This window comes from Halomonas elongata, from assembly GCF_029081005.1.
GTDB lineage: Bacteria > Pseudomonadota > Gammaproteobacteria > Pseudomonadales > Halomonadaceae > Halomonas > Halomonas elongata_B.
In genome coordinates, this window is sequence record NZ_JAJQTQ010000009.1 from 78876 (window position 1) to 94143 (window position 15268).

Below are 15268 nucleotides of genomic sequence, written 5' to 3' on the forward strand. Positions count from 1 at the left end.
TTGCGCTTGCCGAGCATCCTGCCCGCCTGGCACAACGCCTATCGCGTCATCAACAGTGCCTTTCCGCCGATCGATGTGTTCGAGGACACACTCGATCCCGAGGACCTGGAACTCGCCTTCGCCATCGAGGGAATGACCAACGACAGGCTGCTCGAGGAGGCCGGCGAACTGGCCCGCGTGCCTCGTGCCGATCGCGTCTCCGGGCCCGGCTCGACGCCTATCACGGTCGCCTTCACTCATATCGGCAGGCGGTCACGATTCAGCGACGGCACCTTCGGGGTCTACTACTGCGCCAGCCGCCTGGATACGGCCATCGCCGAGACGCGCTTCCATCTGTCCGAGTTTCTACAGGCCACTCGGGAGGGCACTGTCGAGATCACCATGCGGACCTATATCAACACCATCACCCAGGAGCTGGAGGATATCCGGCAGGGCCATGACGGGTTGCACGCCCCAGACCCGGCGCGCTATGGGGAGGCCCAGGCCTTCGCCACTCGACGACGCGAGGCGGGCGCGTTCGGGTTGCTCTACCATAGCGTTCGCGACCCCGGTCACGAGTGCGCCGCTATCTTTCGGCCGCCCGCCCTCAGCATTCCGGACCAGGGCCCGCATCTGCGCTATCTATGGGATGGCAGGCAACAGGCGATCACCCACGTGCTGGAGGTGTCCGAGCATCGGTAAAGGGGCGTTTTTTCAACGCCTTCCAGACAGTGCTCGATCAGGCTTCGCGACGAGCTTGATGCAAGTTGACAAAAAGGAAACTTGCGGCCTATTCTATCCTCAATGGTCAGGAGACAGGATGCGGATCGTCACCAAAAAGGCCTTCGAGGAGGCATCCAGGGCGTATCCGAACGACGCGCCCTCGATATATAGAACGTACAAGTTGCTGAAGACCGAGAGCTTCCCATCGCCGGCCGATCTCAAGCGGGTACTCCCGAGCCTGGACAATTTCCGTTACAAGGATCGTTGGTGGGTCATCGATATCGCTGGTAACAATCTGCGGCTGATCGCCTTCATCTCGTTCGAGCAACAGATTCTTTACGTGAAGCACATCACAACGCATGCCGAATACGACAAGCTGTGTCGCCGGTATGCCAAGGAGGCCGATAAATGACTGCCAGAGCCTGCCTTGAAGACGTCAAGGCCGTTTTCCGCGCCGCTCCGTTCCTGTCACGCATTCACTCCGAGGAGGAATATCAGGAGGCGCTGGCCGTCGTCGACGAACTGATCGACGATGTCGACAACAACATCGCCCTCATCGAGCGCCTGACCGATGCCATCGAGGAGTGGGAAAACGCCTCCGAGTCATTCACCGAGTTCAATGCCGGCATTCAGTCCCAGGATGCCGTGGATATGCTCAGGTTCCTGATGGATCAGCACGGGCTCGGTGTCGCCGACCTGCCCGAGATCGGCAGCAAGTCGCTGGTTTCCCGGATTCTCAACCGCAAGGGACGTGACCTCACCCGCCGCCATATCGAAGCGCTCTCCAGGCGCTTCGGGGTAAACCCAGCCCTCTTCTTCAACGGATAAGTACCGTCCTCGACGCGCGCCTCCGATACTCGTGCGTAACGGGGTCGAGCCGCGTTTTGCAGCGCAAGGCGGATCTCGTATTCCCGCCTGGCGCCCCGGAAAATTTTTTCCTCTTCCCTAAAGTTGCTGCCAAAGCCGCCGTTAAAAGGAATAACGGCCAACGGCGCCGTTGCGGCAGGCCCCAGCCCAGGCATGGCCCCGGGGCGGCCAATGGAGCCCTCAACAGAACGGGAAGGAAATCACCATGTCCGTAATCAATACCAACATCACTGCGATGATCGGTCAGCAGAACCTGACCAACTCTCAGAACGCGCTGTCCACCTCCATGGAGCGTCTGTCTTCCGGGCTGCGTATCAACAGCGCCGCCGACGATGCCGCCGGCCAGGCCATTGCCAACCGCATGTCCAGCCAGATCACTGGCCTCGGCCAGGCGCAGCGCAACGCCAACGATGGCATCTCCGTGGCCCAGACCACCGAAGGCGCCCTCAACCAGGTCAACGATAACCTGCAGCGCGTACGCGAGCTGACCGTCCAGGCCCAGAACGGCACCAACAGCCAGGAAGACCTGAACTCCATCCAGGACGAGATCGGTCAGCGCCTCTCCGAGATCGATCGCATCTCCGAAGAGACCAGCTTCAACGGCGTCGATGTGCTGGCCAGCGATCAGGAGATCTCCATTCAGGTCGGTTCCGAGGATGGCCAGACGATCACTCTGAATCTCCAGGAAATTAACTCAGACACCTTGAATCTCGACACTTTCAACGTAAATGGTCCGACCTCTACACCTGCACAAACTACTGGTGACACTGGAGCGATGGCCACGGAGTTGGGGCTGGACGCTAGCAGCTACTCTAGTGCTGGCGTGACAAGCTTCAGCGATGTATTGGGTGCTGGTGGTGTTACTGGTGCTGCCAAAGCCATCGATATTGATGGCTTTACAGCTAATACTACATCAGCTGCACTTGAAATGGATGATGACGGAAACTTCTATATCAAGGGGCAGTTAGAAGATGGCACCACAGGCTATGTTGCCGCGGATGTTGAAGCTGAATTTGATACTAATGGTTTTGTTTCGGATTTGAGCATCGTTACAGGTGAAGTCGCAGCCCCTGAGCGTACAGATACCCCACTTGCATCCTTGGATTCAGCAATTGGTGATGTTGATAGCTTGCGCTCCGAGCTGGGTGCTATGCAAAACCGCTTCGACTCGGCCATTACCAACCTGAGCACCAACGAGACTAACCTTTCCTCTGCTCGCTCGCGCATCGAGGATGCCGACTACGCGACCGAAGTCGCCAACATGACCCGCAACCAGATCCTGCAGCAGGCCGGTACCTCCGTGCTGGCCCAGGCCAACCAGCTGCCGCAGAACGCCCTGTCGCTGCTGGGCTAAGCCCACTTCAGGCAACAAGATGCGTGGTAACGAAGCGGGCCCCCGGCCCGCTTTTTTCATAGTGGCTGGAAGCCGCAAAAGCCTGCCGTGTTGGCGGGTATTCCCCCCTTTGATGTCGTGCTCTTGCCTTATCGTGGTGATATTTGCCTCCACCGAAGGGCGATGCCATGTCCAGAAAACGCAACCGCCGGCCCGCCGGCGCCCAACAGCCCCTCTCGCTGCCGCAGGCCTGCAAGCGGGCCGAACGACACCCATCGGACCCCGATGCCTGGCTGGCGCTGGGGCGTCTGCAGGCGGGGAATGGCGATTTCGACGATGCCAGGGTCTCTCTGGAGACGGCCAAAGGGCTGCGCGATATCCATCACGAACAGGAAGAGTGGCTCGGCTATGTTGCGCACAAGCAGCACCGCCTGCAGGAGGCACGAGGGCATCTCCAGCGGGCGCAAGAACTCGAGCCCGATTCCCCATTCGGCCTGGTGGCACTTGCCCATCTCCATCTGGAACTAGGCAACGCCCAGCAGGCCCTCGAGTATGCGCAGCGGGCGTGGCGGCTCGATGCCAGGAATCATCGCGTACTCGATGTGCTGGCGAGCAGCCTGAGTGCCCTGTATCGCTATGACGAAGCCCTCGATATCTACGATCATCTGGCGGAGCTGGTGCCCAACAGCTTCGTGCCCTGGAACAGCGCGGGTAACATGCGGCGCGAGCTGGGGCTGCTGGATGAGGCCTATCGCTGCTATCGCAAGGCCAGCGAGCTGGCGCCGCAAAACGCCATCGCCTACTCCAACCATTTGACGGCTCTGCATTACGATCCACGCGCCAGCCGAGAAGAGATCGCCGAGTTCGCTCGGTCATGGGAGCGTCGCTTCGCGCCTGAAGGGCAAACGGCTCGGCCTGCTCGACCCGGGAAGTTGTACCCACAACAGCTTCGGATCGGCCTGCTGTCGGATGGCCTGCGCAGCCATCCGGTCGGCAAGATGATCGTGCGCTGCCTGGAACACCTCCCAAAGGGGCAGTTCACGCTGCATGGCTACACCACCAGCGAAGTGACCGATGCGTTCACGAAACGCATCAAGAGCGTGACCGAGCAGTGGTACTCCATTCGGCATATGAATGACGACGATCTCGTTTGCCAATTTCGCGACGACGAGATCGACATCCTGATCGACCTCTCGGGCCACAACGCGGGCACGCGCATGCGCGCCGTGGCCATGCAACCGGCGCCATTGATCGTCAAATGGGTCGGGGGTCTGATCAATACCACGGGCGTGCAAGCCATCGATTATCTGATCAGCGATCATATCGAGACGCCCGAAGGCGAAGACGAGTACTACACCGAGAAGCTGATCCGTCTGCCGGATGACTATATCGTCTTCGATCCGCCCGAAAAGCTGCCAGCATTGAGCGAGTTGCCAGCCAAGCGAAACGGCTATATCACCCTGGCGTGCTTCAACAACCCCACCAAGCTCAATGATGTCACGCTCAAGCAGTGGGCCGGCATCATGAACGAGCTGCCGGATTCCCGCTTGCTGCTCAAGGGGCGCCCCTATACCAGCGAGAGTTTCTGCGAACGGCTGTATGCCACCCTGGAGGCCGAGGGCGTCGCCCGAGAGCGGTTGATCATCGAAGGGCCGGGCAGCAACCATGAAATGCTCGAGGCCTACAGCCGTGCGGACATCGCCCTCGACCCCTGGCCCTACTCGGGCGGGCTGACTACCTGCGAGGCTTTCATCATGGGCGTGCCGGTCGTCACCCTGCCGGGGCCGACCTTCGCCGGCCGCCATAGCGCGACGCACCTGGTGAATGCCGGCATGCCGGAACTGGTGGTCGATAGCTGGGAGGCATATCGCGCCCGCGTGATCGAGCTTGCCAGTGATCTGGAAAGCCTGGGCACCATTCGCCAGCACCTGCGCGACGTGCTGCTGCAATCCCCCGTGTGTGACGGCCCGCGCTTCGCCAAGCATTTCACGGATGCCATGCGTGCCATTTGGCAACGTTACTGCGACGATAAGCCCCCCGCCGCCCTTACCTTCAACAAGGAAGGCGAGGCTCGTTTCGAGGACGAAGACGCTCCGGTGGACATCCATTACGCCGAGACACCCGAGGATGACTCGACATTTCAGTGGCAATACGAGGGTAAGATCATCGCCGTGGACAACGGCGGGCAATTGCTCGAAAGCGACGTCGTTCGCCAGCTGTTGCAGAAGGAAGCGCTCGAGCTGGTCGCCTTCGACCCCAGCAGCCAGGCACTGGATACCTCGCTCAAACAGCACAAGGGTGTGCATTACTACCCCAATGCGACGCTAGGAGACGGACGCCCCTGCCAGCTGCATGCCTGTCTCGACCCCAAGTTGAGCGCGAGCCTGGCACCGCTAGGCGACGAGCACCAGCCCGAGGCCATCCGGAAGGGCAGCCAGGTACTCACTCGGCTGCCGCTCAACACCATCGCGCTGGATAGCATTCAAGGCCTGCCCGCCATCGACATGCTGGTACTGGACGACCTGAACGACGTCGCCGCGATCCTCGATAACGGCACCCAGGCGTTGAACGACACCCTGCTGCTTCAGGTGAAGGTCGCGTTTCAGCCCACCCACGAGCACCAGCCCAGCTTGGCGGAACTGCAACACTGGGCAAGCCGTAACGGCTTCCGCTTCTACCGTCTGCACGAGCCACGGCACCGTAGCCACCTGCCTCTGGAAGTTTCTGAAAAAAACCGCCAGGCCACTGAGCTAACAAGAGCCGATGTTCTTTTTCTACCCGACCGCGATAGAATAAAGGGCCTTTCGGATGATCGGCGCGTCAAGTTGGCGTTCCTGTTGCATACCATTTATGGCATTCGGGATATGGCATATCTGTTAATATCCGGTATAGATTCGAAGAAAGCCGAAGCTTACTTGGTCTCGGAAAGTTTGGTGGAGGAAAAGCCAGCGGAGGAGAAAGGTGGTAGCGTTCTAGCGAGTGAAGCGGGTTCTATGGATGATCTTGGCGTGAAGAGCATCTCGCTGCCGGATTCGCCTTTCATGGCTGAAAGGGAGCGTGAGCTATTCAGCAAGCGATTGAAAAGTGCGTCGTCTTATTTTGAGTTCGGTTCAGGTGGCTCGACAGTATGGGCTGTCAAGGAAGGGCTTGAGGTTAAAGGGGTCGAGAGTGACGCCAACTGGGTGAATGCACTTAAAAAAGATCTTGGGCCCCCTTGCCAAGTCAAAGTTGTGGATATTGGGCCGACCAGAGAATGGGGTTTTCCGGCTGACGTGAAAGAGAGCCACTTTTTCCAAGAATACAGTCGAGCGATATTTCAGCACTGTCAGCCTTTTGACCTTATTTTGGTAGATGGGCGTTTTCGTGTGGCTTGTGCCATGACGGCTATCGAACATATTTCTAGAAACCCCTGCAAGGGGCGAGATTCTTATATATTCATTCACGACTTCTGGAATCGACCGCACTACCATGTTGTACTGAAGTTTCTCGATGTTGTGGAGTCGGTAGAGTCGGCAGGTGTGTTCCAAGTCCAGAAAGACGTTGATCTAAATGCTGTCAGAGAGACGTGGAAGCAGTATGCCTGTCAACCGGCATGATCTCTTGGCCGCAGGCTGACTATTCGCGGGAGGGCTGTTGCGTATGATGTCAGCGGATTAGTGTTATCGGGAGCGGACCAGCAGAACCCGGCATGCCCACCATCGACGTGATTATCGAACTTTCCCCCGACGCCTGCCTGGCCCACTACGAGGGCCGGGCGGGTGTGGTGCATACCCGTAGCCTGGACGGGCGTAGCGTGCAGTTTCCGGCCGAGGCGCTGCGCCGGGTGGTGACGCGGGATGGGGTGCATGGCGTCTTTCGCTTGTATGTCTCGCCCGAGGGCCGCTTCGAGGGAATTCGGCGGCTCTCGGCGCCGCCGGAAAGGCGCTGATACGGCACTTCCGGCGCGGCTTTATCGGGATGTCATGGCCTCGCCCCAGGTTGCCACGAAGTCGGCCGGAGGCAGCGGGCGGCCGAAGTGAAAGCCCTGCGCCTGGTCGCAGCCCAGCCAGGTCAGTGCGCGGGCCTGTTCCGGCGTTTCCACTCCTTCGGCGACGGTCTGCATGCCCAGGCTTCGCGCCATGGCGATGATGGTTTCCACGATGGTGCGGTCGTGGGGGCCGTCGAGCATCTCACGCACGAAGGAAAGGTCGATCTTGAGGGTGTCGGCGGCGAAGCGACGCAGGTAGGCCAGCGAGGAATAGCCGGTGCCGAAGTCGTCGATCGATAGGGTGTAGCCGGCCTTGCGCAGGGTCTGGGTGATGGCGATGGCCTGTTCGGGGTCCCGCATGACGTCGCTTTCCGTCAGTTCCAGGTCGATGGACGAGGTCGGTGTGTGGCGGGTCAGCTCGGCGATGCGCCGGGCCAGGTCGGGGTCGGTGAATTGCTGGGCCGAGACGTTGATCGACAGCCGGCCCGGCAGGGGGTGGCCGTTGCGTCGCCAGGCGGCCAGTTGGCACGCGGCTTTCTCGAGTACCCAGTCTCCCAGCGGTCGAATCAGTCCACGTTCCTCGGCCAGCGGGATGAACTCCCCCGGGCTGACCCAGCCCCAGTCCTCGTCGTACCAGCGGCATAGCGCTTCGGCACCCACCAGCCTGCCGCTGGCGAGATCCAGCTTCGGCTGATAGTACAGCTCGAGCTTGCCGTCACCGAGGGCGAGATGGAGTCGCTCGGTCATCCGCTGGCGGCGCTGCAGGGCCAGGGTCATCGAGGGGTCGAAGGGGCAGGTGCCGTCGGCCTGTTGCTTGGCGTGGTAGAGGGCGATGCTGGCGAACTTGAACAGCTCCTCGGGCGTGACGGCATCCCGCGGGTACTGGGCGGTACCGATGCTGGCCGAGAGGGTGAAACGGTGGTGGTCGAGGGTGAGAGGGCGGCCCACGGCCTGGTGCATGCGCTCGAGGCATTGTTCCAGCTCCGGCGCCGAGGCTCGGGGCACCAGCAGGGCGAACTCGTCGCCGGAGAGGCGGGCCAGGCGCTCGTGCGGCGCCAGGGCGGACCGCAGCCGCCCGCCGAGGGTGGCGAGCAGCCGATCGCCGACCTGATGGCCGAGGGTGTCGTTGATTTCCTTGAACCGGCGGATGTCGATCAGCAGCAGTGCCAGTGGGTATTGATCGCGCTCGGCGGCCTGTCGCTGATGACTCAGATTCTCCATGAAGCGAATACGGTTGGGCAGGCCGGTGGTGCCGTCGGTATAGGCCAACTGATGCATGCGCCGTTGGTCGTTGCGACGTTCCAGCTCGGCGGCGGCGCCGGTGGAGAGGATGCGCAGCACCGAGGTGGCGAAGGCGTCGGCCTCCAGCGGCTGGCGATACAGCACCATGATGAGCCCGATGGGCTCGCCCCGGGTGTTATCCAGCCGGCGGCCGATCCAGGCGCAAGTGTCCGCCGGAAAGCCCGGCAGGCCGGGGGATCCCCCGTGCTGGACCATGATCTCCTGCTCATGGAGCAGCGTTGCGCAGGGCGTGCCGGCCAGGGGCAGGCGGCAAGGGGTCAGACAGCGGCCATCGGACAGGGCGCTGATCAGGTTCAAGGTGGTCTCGTCGGGGAGGAGCGGGGCACCGGCTTCGGTCCGGGAGGAGGGCTCCAGCAGGGCGACGAAGCCGGCGTTGGCCTCGAGGGTGCGGGTCAGGGTGCTCACCAGTTGATGGAAGTAGTCGTCGCCGATCCGGCTGGTGACGGTGGAGGCGATCTGCATCACCGCCTGCTGGACACGCTGGGCTTCGTGCTGCTCGGTGATGTCGGTGATGAAGCCTTCCAGGCAGTCGACCTGGCCGTTGGCGTCGAACACCGCCTGGCCCTGCTCCCACATCCAGCGAAGGCCGCCGTTGGCGGTCTGCAGGCGATAGACGACCTGGAACGGCTCTCGCCGGGCGATGGCCTGCTGCACCAGGTCGCCGGTGTGCTGCCGGTCGTCCGGGTGGATGAGCTCGAGGTAGCTGATCCGCCGGTTATGGGTAAGATCCTCGGGGGAGTAGCCGGTCAGGTCGGTGGCCCCCTGGCTGACCAGCAGCATGGTCCAGTCCGTGTCGTTGAGGCAGCGATAGGCCATGCCCGGCAGATGATTGAGCAGGGTGTCCAGCCGGCGCTCGCTCTCCCGGGCGTGACGCTCGCTTTCCTGCAGGGCGCGTTCGGCCTCCCGTCGGCCCAGTTCGGCACCGGCCTGGGTCGCGGCGATGCGCAGCAGCTCGAACTCCTGGTCGCTGGGCGCGATGGGACGGTTGGCGAGGACGGCCAGTAGCCCCAGGTGGGCGCCGCCTGTCGTGAACAACGGCAGGCCCAGGTAACTCTCGGCCTCGAGTTCCCGAAGCATGCTGTCATGGGGAAAACGGGACTGCACATTGCCGGGGTACAGGCACAGTTCGTGGCTGGCCACCGTCTCGCAGGGCGTGCCGGCCAGGGCATACTGCACGTTCGCCAGATGCTGCCCCCGGGACCAGATGGCCAGGGTCTGGGCCTTGTTATCCCGCACCCGGGCGATCAGTACGTGATCGGCCGAGAGCAGTTGGGCCAGCCGTTCCACCAGGGTGTCGAAGAAGTCGGCGGCGCCACTGTGGCCAAGCCCTTCGGCGAGTTGCCGGAAGGCCTCTTCGGCAGTGATCCGAGCGGGCATGGATGGGTTCCTCCCCCGTGTCAGTGTTGTTGTTCTGGGGCCGTCGTGTCCAGCGGCATACCGAGAGATTGCGGGTTGTGGCAGGTCGACGGCAAGGCCTGATGTGCCAGGGCCATGACAGGGCATGCGCAGGTCTCAAGTTATGCCGGTGTCGGCCGATATATTTCGAACACGTTCCCTTATAGCGCAACGAGAGGCACAAGGATGGTGGAGGACGGCTACGACCGGGTGGAAAGTCCCATGGAGATCGAGGCACTGCTCGAGGCGTTGATGGCGCCGGGTGGCGCCTCGCTCCAACTGGAGGACGCCGGGGGAGAGCCGTTGCCGGTGCTGGTCATGGATCATCGCCCCGGCGAGGAATTGCAGTTGGATATCAGCGCGATCCGCGAGGTCGCAGGGTCGCTGCAGCGCGGTCGTCCCTTCCGCCTGCTGGGTCGCAGTCAGGGCAAGATGGTGCGCACCTCGGTCCTGAGCATGCAGGCGTGCCAGGATGACGAGGGGCGCCTGGTCTGCCGCAGTGACTATCCGCGCAGCCTCGAGGTCCTGCAGCGTCGCGAGACGTTCCGCGCCGGGTTGCGGCTTGGCATGGAGGTCGGGGCGATCCTGCGCACCATCGAGGGCGGTGGTCGCGCGATCCAGGGGGATCTCAAGGATCTTTCCCTGGAGGGATGCCGGTTGGAGTTGCCGTTGGCCGCCAGTGGCTTGCTGGGGGAAGTGGCGGTACCGCTGGAGATCGAGTTCTGCTTTCCCGATGGCACGCGCTACGCCGTCCGTCAGGCATCGCTGCGGCACCGGAACATGGATATGGCGCGTCGCGTGGTCCAGGCGGGGTTCCGGTTCGAACAGTCGGGCGCCGAGCAGGAGCGCAAGCTGTGGTATTTCGTGCGTGCGATCGAGCAGGAAGCGGCGCGCCATGTCGAGGGCGACGATGCGTCCCGGCTGCCGTCTCCCTTGTTCCAGACCTCGGTGAGCGCTTCCCCCACGGTAGGGCGTCGCAACATGTGCCGTTATGCCACGCCCATGGCGAAGCGCTTGTCGCGCGTCGCCGGCTATCTGGATGCCCAGCTCCTCGAACTGCAGCAGGGTGGCGAGGTCTCCTCGGTGCAGTTGTCGCGCCATGCCGATCTGCTGCTGTCGCTGCACGACGAGGATCGCGAGGGGCTGCTGTTCGCCATCCGCTGCCTGCACGAGGAAACCTGGCTGGTGCGCCATTGCCTGAGCGTGGCGGTACAACTGCTCGACCTGTTGCAGGATGCCTCGCCGCCCCGCGAGCTGTGCAAGGCCATCGCGGCCTCGGCCATGCTGCACGATCTGGGCAAGGCGCTGTTGCCGGCCGAACTCTGGGAACAGGCTTCGCCGAGTGACGAGGAGCGGCAGCGGATGCGTGAGCATGTCGCCGTCCTCGAACCCTGCATGCGTCAGTGCCACTGGCTGGCCGGCGCGGTCTATGCCTCGGTGGTGGAGCGCATCAACGAACGCCTGGATGGCAGCGGTTATCCACAGGGCCTGGGCGACGAGCAACTGGGAGAACTCGAACGCGCCGCCGCCGTGGTCGATGTCGGGGATGCCATGCGACGCGACCGCGCGGATCGCCCCGCCTGGAGCGTCCAGGAAGTGCAGCGCCATCTGCTGGCGCATCCCGAGACCTTCGATGCACGCTGGGTGCGACGTTACTGCCGGCGATTCGGGCGTTATCCGGTCGGCTCGCTGGTGCGCTTCTCGAGCGGAACCCTGGGGTGGGTCCAGGGGCTGGACGACACCGGGGCGATCGCTCGTGTCCAGCTCACCGAGATCGTCGGCCCACCGACGGATGAACTGGGCAAGGTTATTCAGGGCGACGTGCCCAAACGTCTGGGCGAGGTGGTCGAGGAAGTCGTGGTGAGCGGGTGAATACGTTCCCTAAAGTTCCTGGGAATCCGGCCGATAAAGGAGAAAATAGCCCATTCGACAAGGTCTGCTCGTGGCATCGCTGCCGACGGCGCTTGTCAGACTGGCCCACTTCGTCTCGGTAAGGAAACGTCATGGCGTCGATATCATCGCTGGGTATCGGGTCCGGCATGGACCTGAATGGCTTGCTGGATCAGTTGAAATCGGCCGAGCGCGAACAGCTCGAGCCCATTACCGCTCAGCAGCAGAGTTATGAAGCGAAGGTTTCCGCTTATGGCAAGCTGCAAAGTGCCTTGTCATCCTTTCAGGACGCGGCTGCCAAGCTCAATGGCGAGGAGCTTTACCAGAGCCTCTCCAGCAACGTGACCGGCGATAGCGTCACCGCGACTGTCTCCAGCGAGGCTCAGGCGGGGCGCTATGACGTGTCGGTGGACGAGTTGGCGCGCGCCCAGAGCCTGGCGTCCCAGGGCTTCGCCGAACGTGACGCCGAACTCGGAGCCGGCAGCGTGACCGTCGAAGTCGGCACCGGCGACGCTGCCCAGACCCTGAACCTCGATATCGCCCAGGCTGACAGTTCCCTCGAGGGCATCCGCGATGCCATCAATGCCGAAGGGGCCGGCGTGACGGCATCCATCGTCAACGACGGCAAGGACAATCCGCATCGCCTGGTGCTCACCAGCGACAAGACGGGTACCGAGTCGACCATCCAGTCGGTCGATTTCGCCAGCGATGCGGGAGATGCCGCCCTGGATGCCAAGCTCTCCTATAGTGTCGCCGATGCCACCATGGAGCAGACCGTGCAGGCCAAGGATGCGGCCCTGACGGTAAACGGTCTGGATATCAGCAGTCAGTCCAATCAGGTCGAGGGCGCCATTCAGGGGGTTACCCTGGACATCGCCGAGACGGGCGATTCCACCGTCGGGGTGGAGCTCAACAATCGCGGCCTGCGTGACGGCGTGTCGGGCTTCGTCGATGCCTACAACAGCCTGCGTGGCACCATCGATTCGTTGACCAGCTTCAATGCCGAAACCGGCGAGGCCGGCGAGCTGCTCGGTGACAGTACCCTGCGGGGCATCGAGTCGAGGTTGCGTGACATCATCGGCGGGCAGGTCGGCGGAGGTGAGGTCAACATGCTCAGCGAGGTGGGGATCGAACTGGAGGTCGAAGGCACCCTGACGCTCGACAGTGATGCACTCGATGAAACCATCATGGACAACCGTCAGGCACTGGCCGACCTGTTTGCCGGCACCGAGTCGAACGACGGTCTCACCGATACCCTCGATGCGGCCCTGGAAAGCATGTTGAAGGAGGGCGGCTCTCTCGAGAGTGCCACCAGTGGCGTGGAGTCGCGTATCGAGGGACTCAATGAGCGATATACCCGCATGGAGAGCTCCATCGATCAGACGATCGATCGCTATCGCAGTCAGTTCAGTCAACTGGACGGCATGATTTCCAACATGAACCAGACCAGCACCTACCTGAGCCAGCAGTTCAGCGCACTCAGCGGGTAATATGACAGTCCGCCGACGTGAGCTGGGCGATCGGGAGTAGAGGAGAGCGAGATGACAGGCACATACGGCGCTACCTATGGGCGCGGGGCAAGCACCTACGCCAGGGTCGGGGTGGAGAGTGGCGTGATGTCCGCCAGCCCGCACCAGTTGATCACGATGCTGTTCGACGGCGCCCAGACGGCCATTCGGGCGGCTCGCATCCACCTCGAGACAGGCAATCTGGCGGAAAAGGGAGCGTCGATCTCCAAGGCGCTGGATATCGTCAACAATGGCTTGCTGGCGGCCCTGGACGGGGAACGCGGCGGCGAGGTGGCGGGCAACCTGGCGTCGCTCTACGAGTACATCGCCCGTCGCCTGCTGGCCGCCAATGCCCACAATGACGTCGACGCCCTGAACGAGGCGGAGCGCCTGCTGGATGACATCGCCTCGGCCTGGCGGGACATCGAGCCCCAGGCCGCGGGAGCTTGAGCATGGGGCAGTCCCTCGATGGAGCGCCCGTCTCGGGCGATGCCGTGCTCGACGCCTACACTCGCCTGCTGACGCGCAGTGAAAGCATGCTGGAGTCCGCCCTGGCGGCCGACTGGGAGGCCCTGGTCGACCAGGAAACCGAATATGTGCAGCAGGTGGAGCGGTTGTCGACCCTCGATGCCGGCGTCTCCCTGGATGGCGAGGAACAGCGACACAAGGCCGAACTGCTGGAGCGCATCCTCGAGAACGACCTGGAGATACGCCGCCACCTCATCCAGCGTCGCGATGAGCTGGGCGAGCTGATCGGCGTCTCCCGGCGGCAGCGCGATCTGCAGCGTACCTACGGGGCCGGTGCCAGGCCCGGTGTCATCGATGCCGGGTCGCGCTTCGGAGCGGATTCGTCGTGAGCGGTATCACGCCGCTGCTGGACACGCTGCTGCATCAGGTGCTGGGCAAGCGCGCCGATGTGCCGCCCCCCCGGGACCTGAATCAACCGGTCAAGCCGGTGGCCCCCGGCGATGCGCCCCGCGCCCTGCACAGCGATTCGCGACTCGATGCCCGTTCGCCGCCGGGGCATGCGGTGCCCACCGCCCGAGAGGCGGCGAGCACCGCCGTGCCGTTGAGCGGCTCGGATGCCGCGCCTCCCGCCTCGACGCATACCCACTTCAGCGCGACGGCACGGGCCATCGCCGATCTGCTGCTGCGTTTTCCCGCCCCCACCTCGGCGGTGACGCCCGCCGCTCCCCTGGCGGGCAACGATCAACCGATATCGCCCTTCTTGCTGGCCCAGCGGCTCGAGGGCAGCGTGCGAGACAGCGGGCTCTTCTACGAGTCGCACCTGGCACGCTGGTTCGCGGGAGGGCTGTCGCGTCAGCAGCTCGAACGCGAGCCCCAGATGTGGCGGACTCTGGGCTTCACCCCGGCGCCGACCTCGCACACGGGGGCCGCGCCCTTGACCGGCGCCGCGGCGGTCAAGGGCAAAGCGGGTGCCTCATCCGCGGAGGCGTCGCGCTCCTCGCCGCTCGATGCCATGACCGAGCGGCGAGCGCCGGTCAACGAGCACTTGCAGGGGCTGGTTCGCCATCAACTGGAAATGCTGGCGGCGCCGACCCTGCGCTGGGAGGGCGATGTCTGGGCCGGCCTGTTCATGGCGTTGGCGGTGCATCTGCCTCCCGAGGGGCGGGAGCATCGACGCGAGGACGGCGAGTCGTCCTCGCACGATGACGAGGGGACCTGTCGCTCCGAGCTGACTCTGGACGTCGAGGGACTGGGGGCCGTGCGGGTGGCCTTGCGCATGGGGGCGACGACGCTCGATATTGCCTTGCAGGCCCGCGACGAGTCGGTCCTGTCGGATCTGGCGACGGAGCTCGAGACACTGCGCCAGCGGCTGGAACGCCATGGCTTCGAGCGTGTTCAGTTACGTCTGGAAACCTGGCGGGAGCAAGACGAATGACCGACGAGGACGCACGTCGACGGGCCGTGGCGCTGGCCTATGGCGATGATGACGCGGCGCCGCGGGTCGTGGCGCGAGGCTATGGCGAACTGGCCGAACGCATCGTCGAGGAGGCGCGACGCCAGGGCGTCCATGTCCACGATGCCCCGGAACTGGTGGGGCTGTTGATGCAGCTCGATCTGGACGAAGAAATCCCGCCCAGGCTGTATCGGGTCATCGCCGAACTGCTGGTCTGGCTGCACGAAAGGTCAGGTAAAAGCGTTGAATAACGGCGGCCTTGTCGGATGCGAGACGGCCTTTTTTGTATTGTTTTGTAACAATCCTGCCTGAAAACCTGTCTTGTGTTTTCAATAGCATCGCCTTAATAAGATGATTTGGTAGCGCTTTTTCATGGCATTGAG

13 protein-coding genes are annotated in these 15268 nt (G+C 63.0%); 12 read left to right on the forward strand and 1 reads right to left on the reverse strand.

All coding sequences use genetic code 11. From position 1 onward, the window contains the following. From LU493_RS08825 to LU493_RS08850, 6 genes are all read left to right on the forward strand, one after another. Complete coding sequence (locus LU493_RS08825) at positions 1-681, forward strand: RES family NAD+ phosphorylase (protein WP_275287419.1); 681 nt, start codon at positions 1-3, stop codon at positions 679-681. A 118-nt stretch (positions 682-799) separates the two neighbouring features. Then, a complete protein-coding gene (locus tag LU493_RS08830; RefSeq protein WP_275287420.1) occupies positions 800-1114 on the forward strand; it encodes a type II toxin-antitoxin system HigB family toxin in 315 nt (104 codons plus the stop codon). Beyond that, positions 1111-1530, forward strand: coding sequence for a helix-turn-helix domain-containing protein (locus LU493_RS08835; RefSeq protein WP_275287421.1), 420 nt, complete (start codon positions 1111-1113; stop codon positions 1528-1530). Before LU493_RS08830 ends, LU493_RS08835 begins: the two co-directional genes overlap by 4 nt. 244 nt (positions 1531-1774) lie before the next feature. After that, positions 1775-2923 (forward strand): FliC/FljB family flagellin, encoded by a 1149-nt coding sequence (locus LU493_RS08840; RefSeq protein ID WP_275287422.1) that lies wholly within the window; start codon positions 1775-1777, stop codon positions 2921-2923. A 167-nt stretch (positions 2924-3090) separates the two neighbouring features. Next, a complete protein-coding gene (locus LU493_RS08845) occupies positions 3091-6498 on the forward strand; it encodes a CDC27 family protein (protein ID WP_275287423.1) in 3408 nt (1135 codons plus the stop codon). A 92-nt stretch (positions 6499-6590) separates the two neighbouring features. Beyond that, positions 6591-6830 carry a DUF2835 domain-containing protein gene (locus LU493_RS08850; protein WP_275287424.1) on the forward strand — a complete coding sequence of 80 codons (240 nt, stop codon included), beginning with the start codon at positions 6591-6593 and terminating at the stop codon, positions 6828-6830. A 21-nt stretch (positions 6831-6851) separates the two neighbouring features. Here the strand turns inward: LU493_RS08850 and LU493_RS08855 are convergent, their stop codons facing one another. Beyond that, positions 6852-9548, reverse strand: a complete 2697-nt coding sequence (locus LU493_RS08855; protein ID WP_275287425.1) for a bifunctional diguanylate cyclase/phosphodiesterase — start codon at positions 9546-9548, stop codon at positions 6852-6854. Positions 9549-9752: 204 nt separating this feature from the next. Here LU493_RS08855 and LU493_RS08860 point away from each other — a divergent pair, with 204 nt between their 5' ends. The 6 genes from LU493_RS08860 to LU493_RS08885 all read left to right on the forward strand — a co-directional run bounded on the left by LU493_RS08860 (position 9753) and on the right by LU493_RS08885 (position 15136). Further along, complete coding sequence (locus LU493_RS08860; RefSeq protein WP_275287426.1) at positions 9753-11438, forward strand: HD domain-containing phosphohydrolase; 1686 nt, start codon at positions 9753-9755, stop codon at positions 11436-11438. Positions 11439-11569: 131 nt separating this feature from the next. Further along, on the forward strand, positions 11570-12946 hold the full coding sequence (fliD, locus tag LU493_RS08865; RefSeq protein ID WP_275287427.1) for a flagellar filament capping protein FliD: 1377 nt from the start codon (positions 11570-11572) through the stop codon (positions 12944-12946). A gap of 51 nt (positions 12947-12997) precedes the next feature. Continuing rightward, complete coding sequence (gene fliS, locus LU493_RS08870) at positions 12998-13414, forward strand: flagellar export chaperone FliS (RefSeq protein ID WP_275287428.1); 417 nt, start codon at positions 12998-13000, stop codon at positions 13412-13414. Between the two features lie 2 nt (positions 13415-13416). Beyond that, positions 13417-13821, forward strand: a complete 405-nt coding sequence (locus LU493_RS08875; protein WP_275287429.1) for a flagellar protein FliT — start codon at positions 13417-13419, stop codon at positions 13819-13821. Further along, positions 13818-14867, forward strand: a complete 1050-nt coding sequence (locus tag LU493_RS08880) for a flagellar hook-length control protein FliK (protein WP_275287430.1) — start codon at positions 13818-13820, stop codon at positions 14865-14867. The genes LU493_RS08875 and LU493_RS08880 overlap by 4 nt, the downstream gene beginning before the upstream one ends. Next, the gene (locus LU493_RS08885) at positions 14864-15136 is read left to right on the forward strand and encodes an EscU/YscU/HrcU family type III secretion system export apparatus switch protein (protein ID WP_275287431.1); all 273 of its coding nucleotides are present in this window, start codon (positions 14864-14866) and stop codon (positions 15134-15136) included. The genes LU493_RS08880 and LU493_RS08885 overlap by 4 nt, the downstream gene beginning before the upstream one ends. The last annotated feature ends 132 nt before the right edge of the window (positions 15137-15268 follow it).

Coding starts and splice junctions, on each gene's coding strand:
- LU493_RS08830 (WP_275287420.1), top strand. CDS start 800: ATGCGGATCGTCACCAAAAAGGCCTTCGAGGAGGCATCCAGGGCGTAT.
- LU493_RS08835 (WP_275287421.1), top strand. CDS start 1,111: ATGACTGCCAGAGCCTGCCTTGAAGACGTCAAGGCCGTTTTCCGCGCC.
- LU493_RS08840 (WP_275287422.1), top strand. CDS start 1,775: ATGTCCGTAATCAATACCAACATCACTGCGATGATCGGTCAGCAGAAC.
- LU493_RS08845 (WP_275287423.1), top strand. CDS start 3,091: ATGTCCAGAAAACGCAACCGCCGGCCCGCCGGCGCCCAACAGCCCCTC.
- LU493_RS08850 (WP_275287424.1), top strand. CDS start 6,591: ATGCCCACCATCGACGTGATTATCGAACTTTCCCCCGACGCCTGCCTG.
- LU493_RS08855 (WP_275287425.1), bottom strand. CDS start 9,548: ATGCCCGCTCGGATCACTGCCGAAGAGGCCTTCCGGCAACTCGCCGAA.
- LU493_RS08860 (WP_275287426.1), top strand. CDS start 9,753: ATGGTGGAGGACGGCTACGACCGGGTGGAAAGTCCCATGGAGATCGAG.
- fliD (WP_275287427.1), top strand. CDS start 11,570: ATGGCGTCGATATCATCGCTGGGTATCGGGTCCGGCATGGACCTGAAT.
- fliS (WP_275287428.1), top strand. CDS start 12,998: ATGACAGGCACATACGGCGCTACCTATGGGCGCGGGGCAAGCACCTAC.
- LU493_RS08875 (WP_275287429.1), top strand. CDS start 13,417: ATGGGGCAGTCCCTCGATGGAGCGCCCGTCTCGGGCGATGCCGTGCTC.
- LU493_RS08885 (WP_275287431.1), top strand. CDS start 14,864: ATGACCGACGAGGACGCACGTCGACGGGCCGTGGCGCTGGCCTATGGC.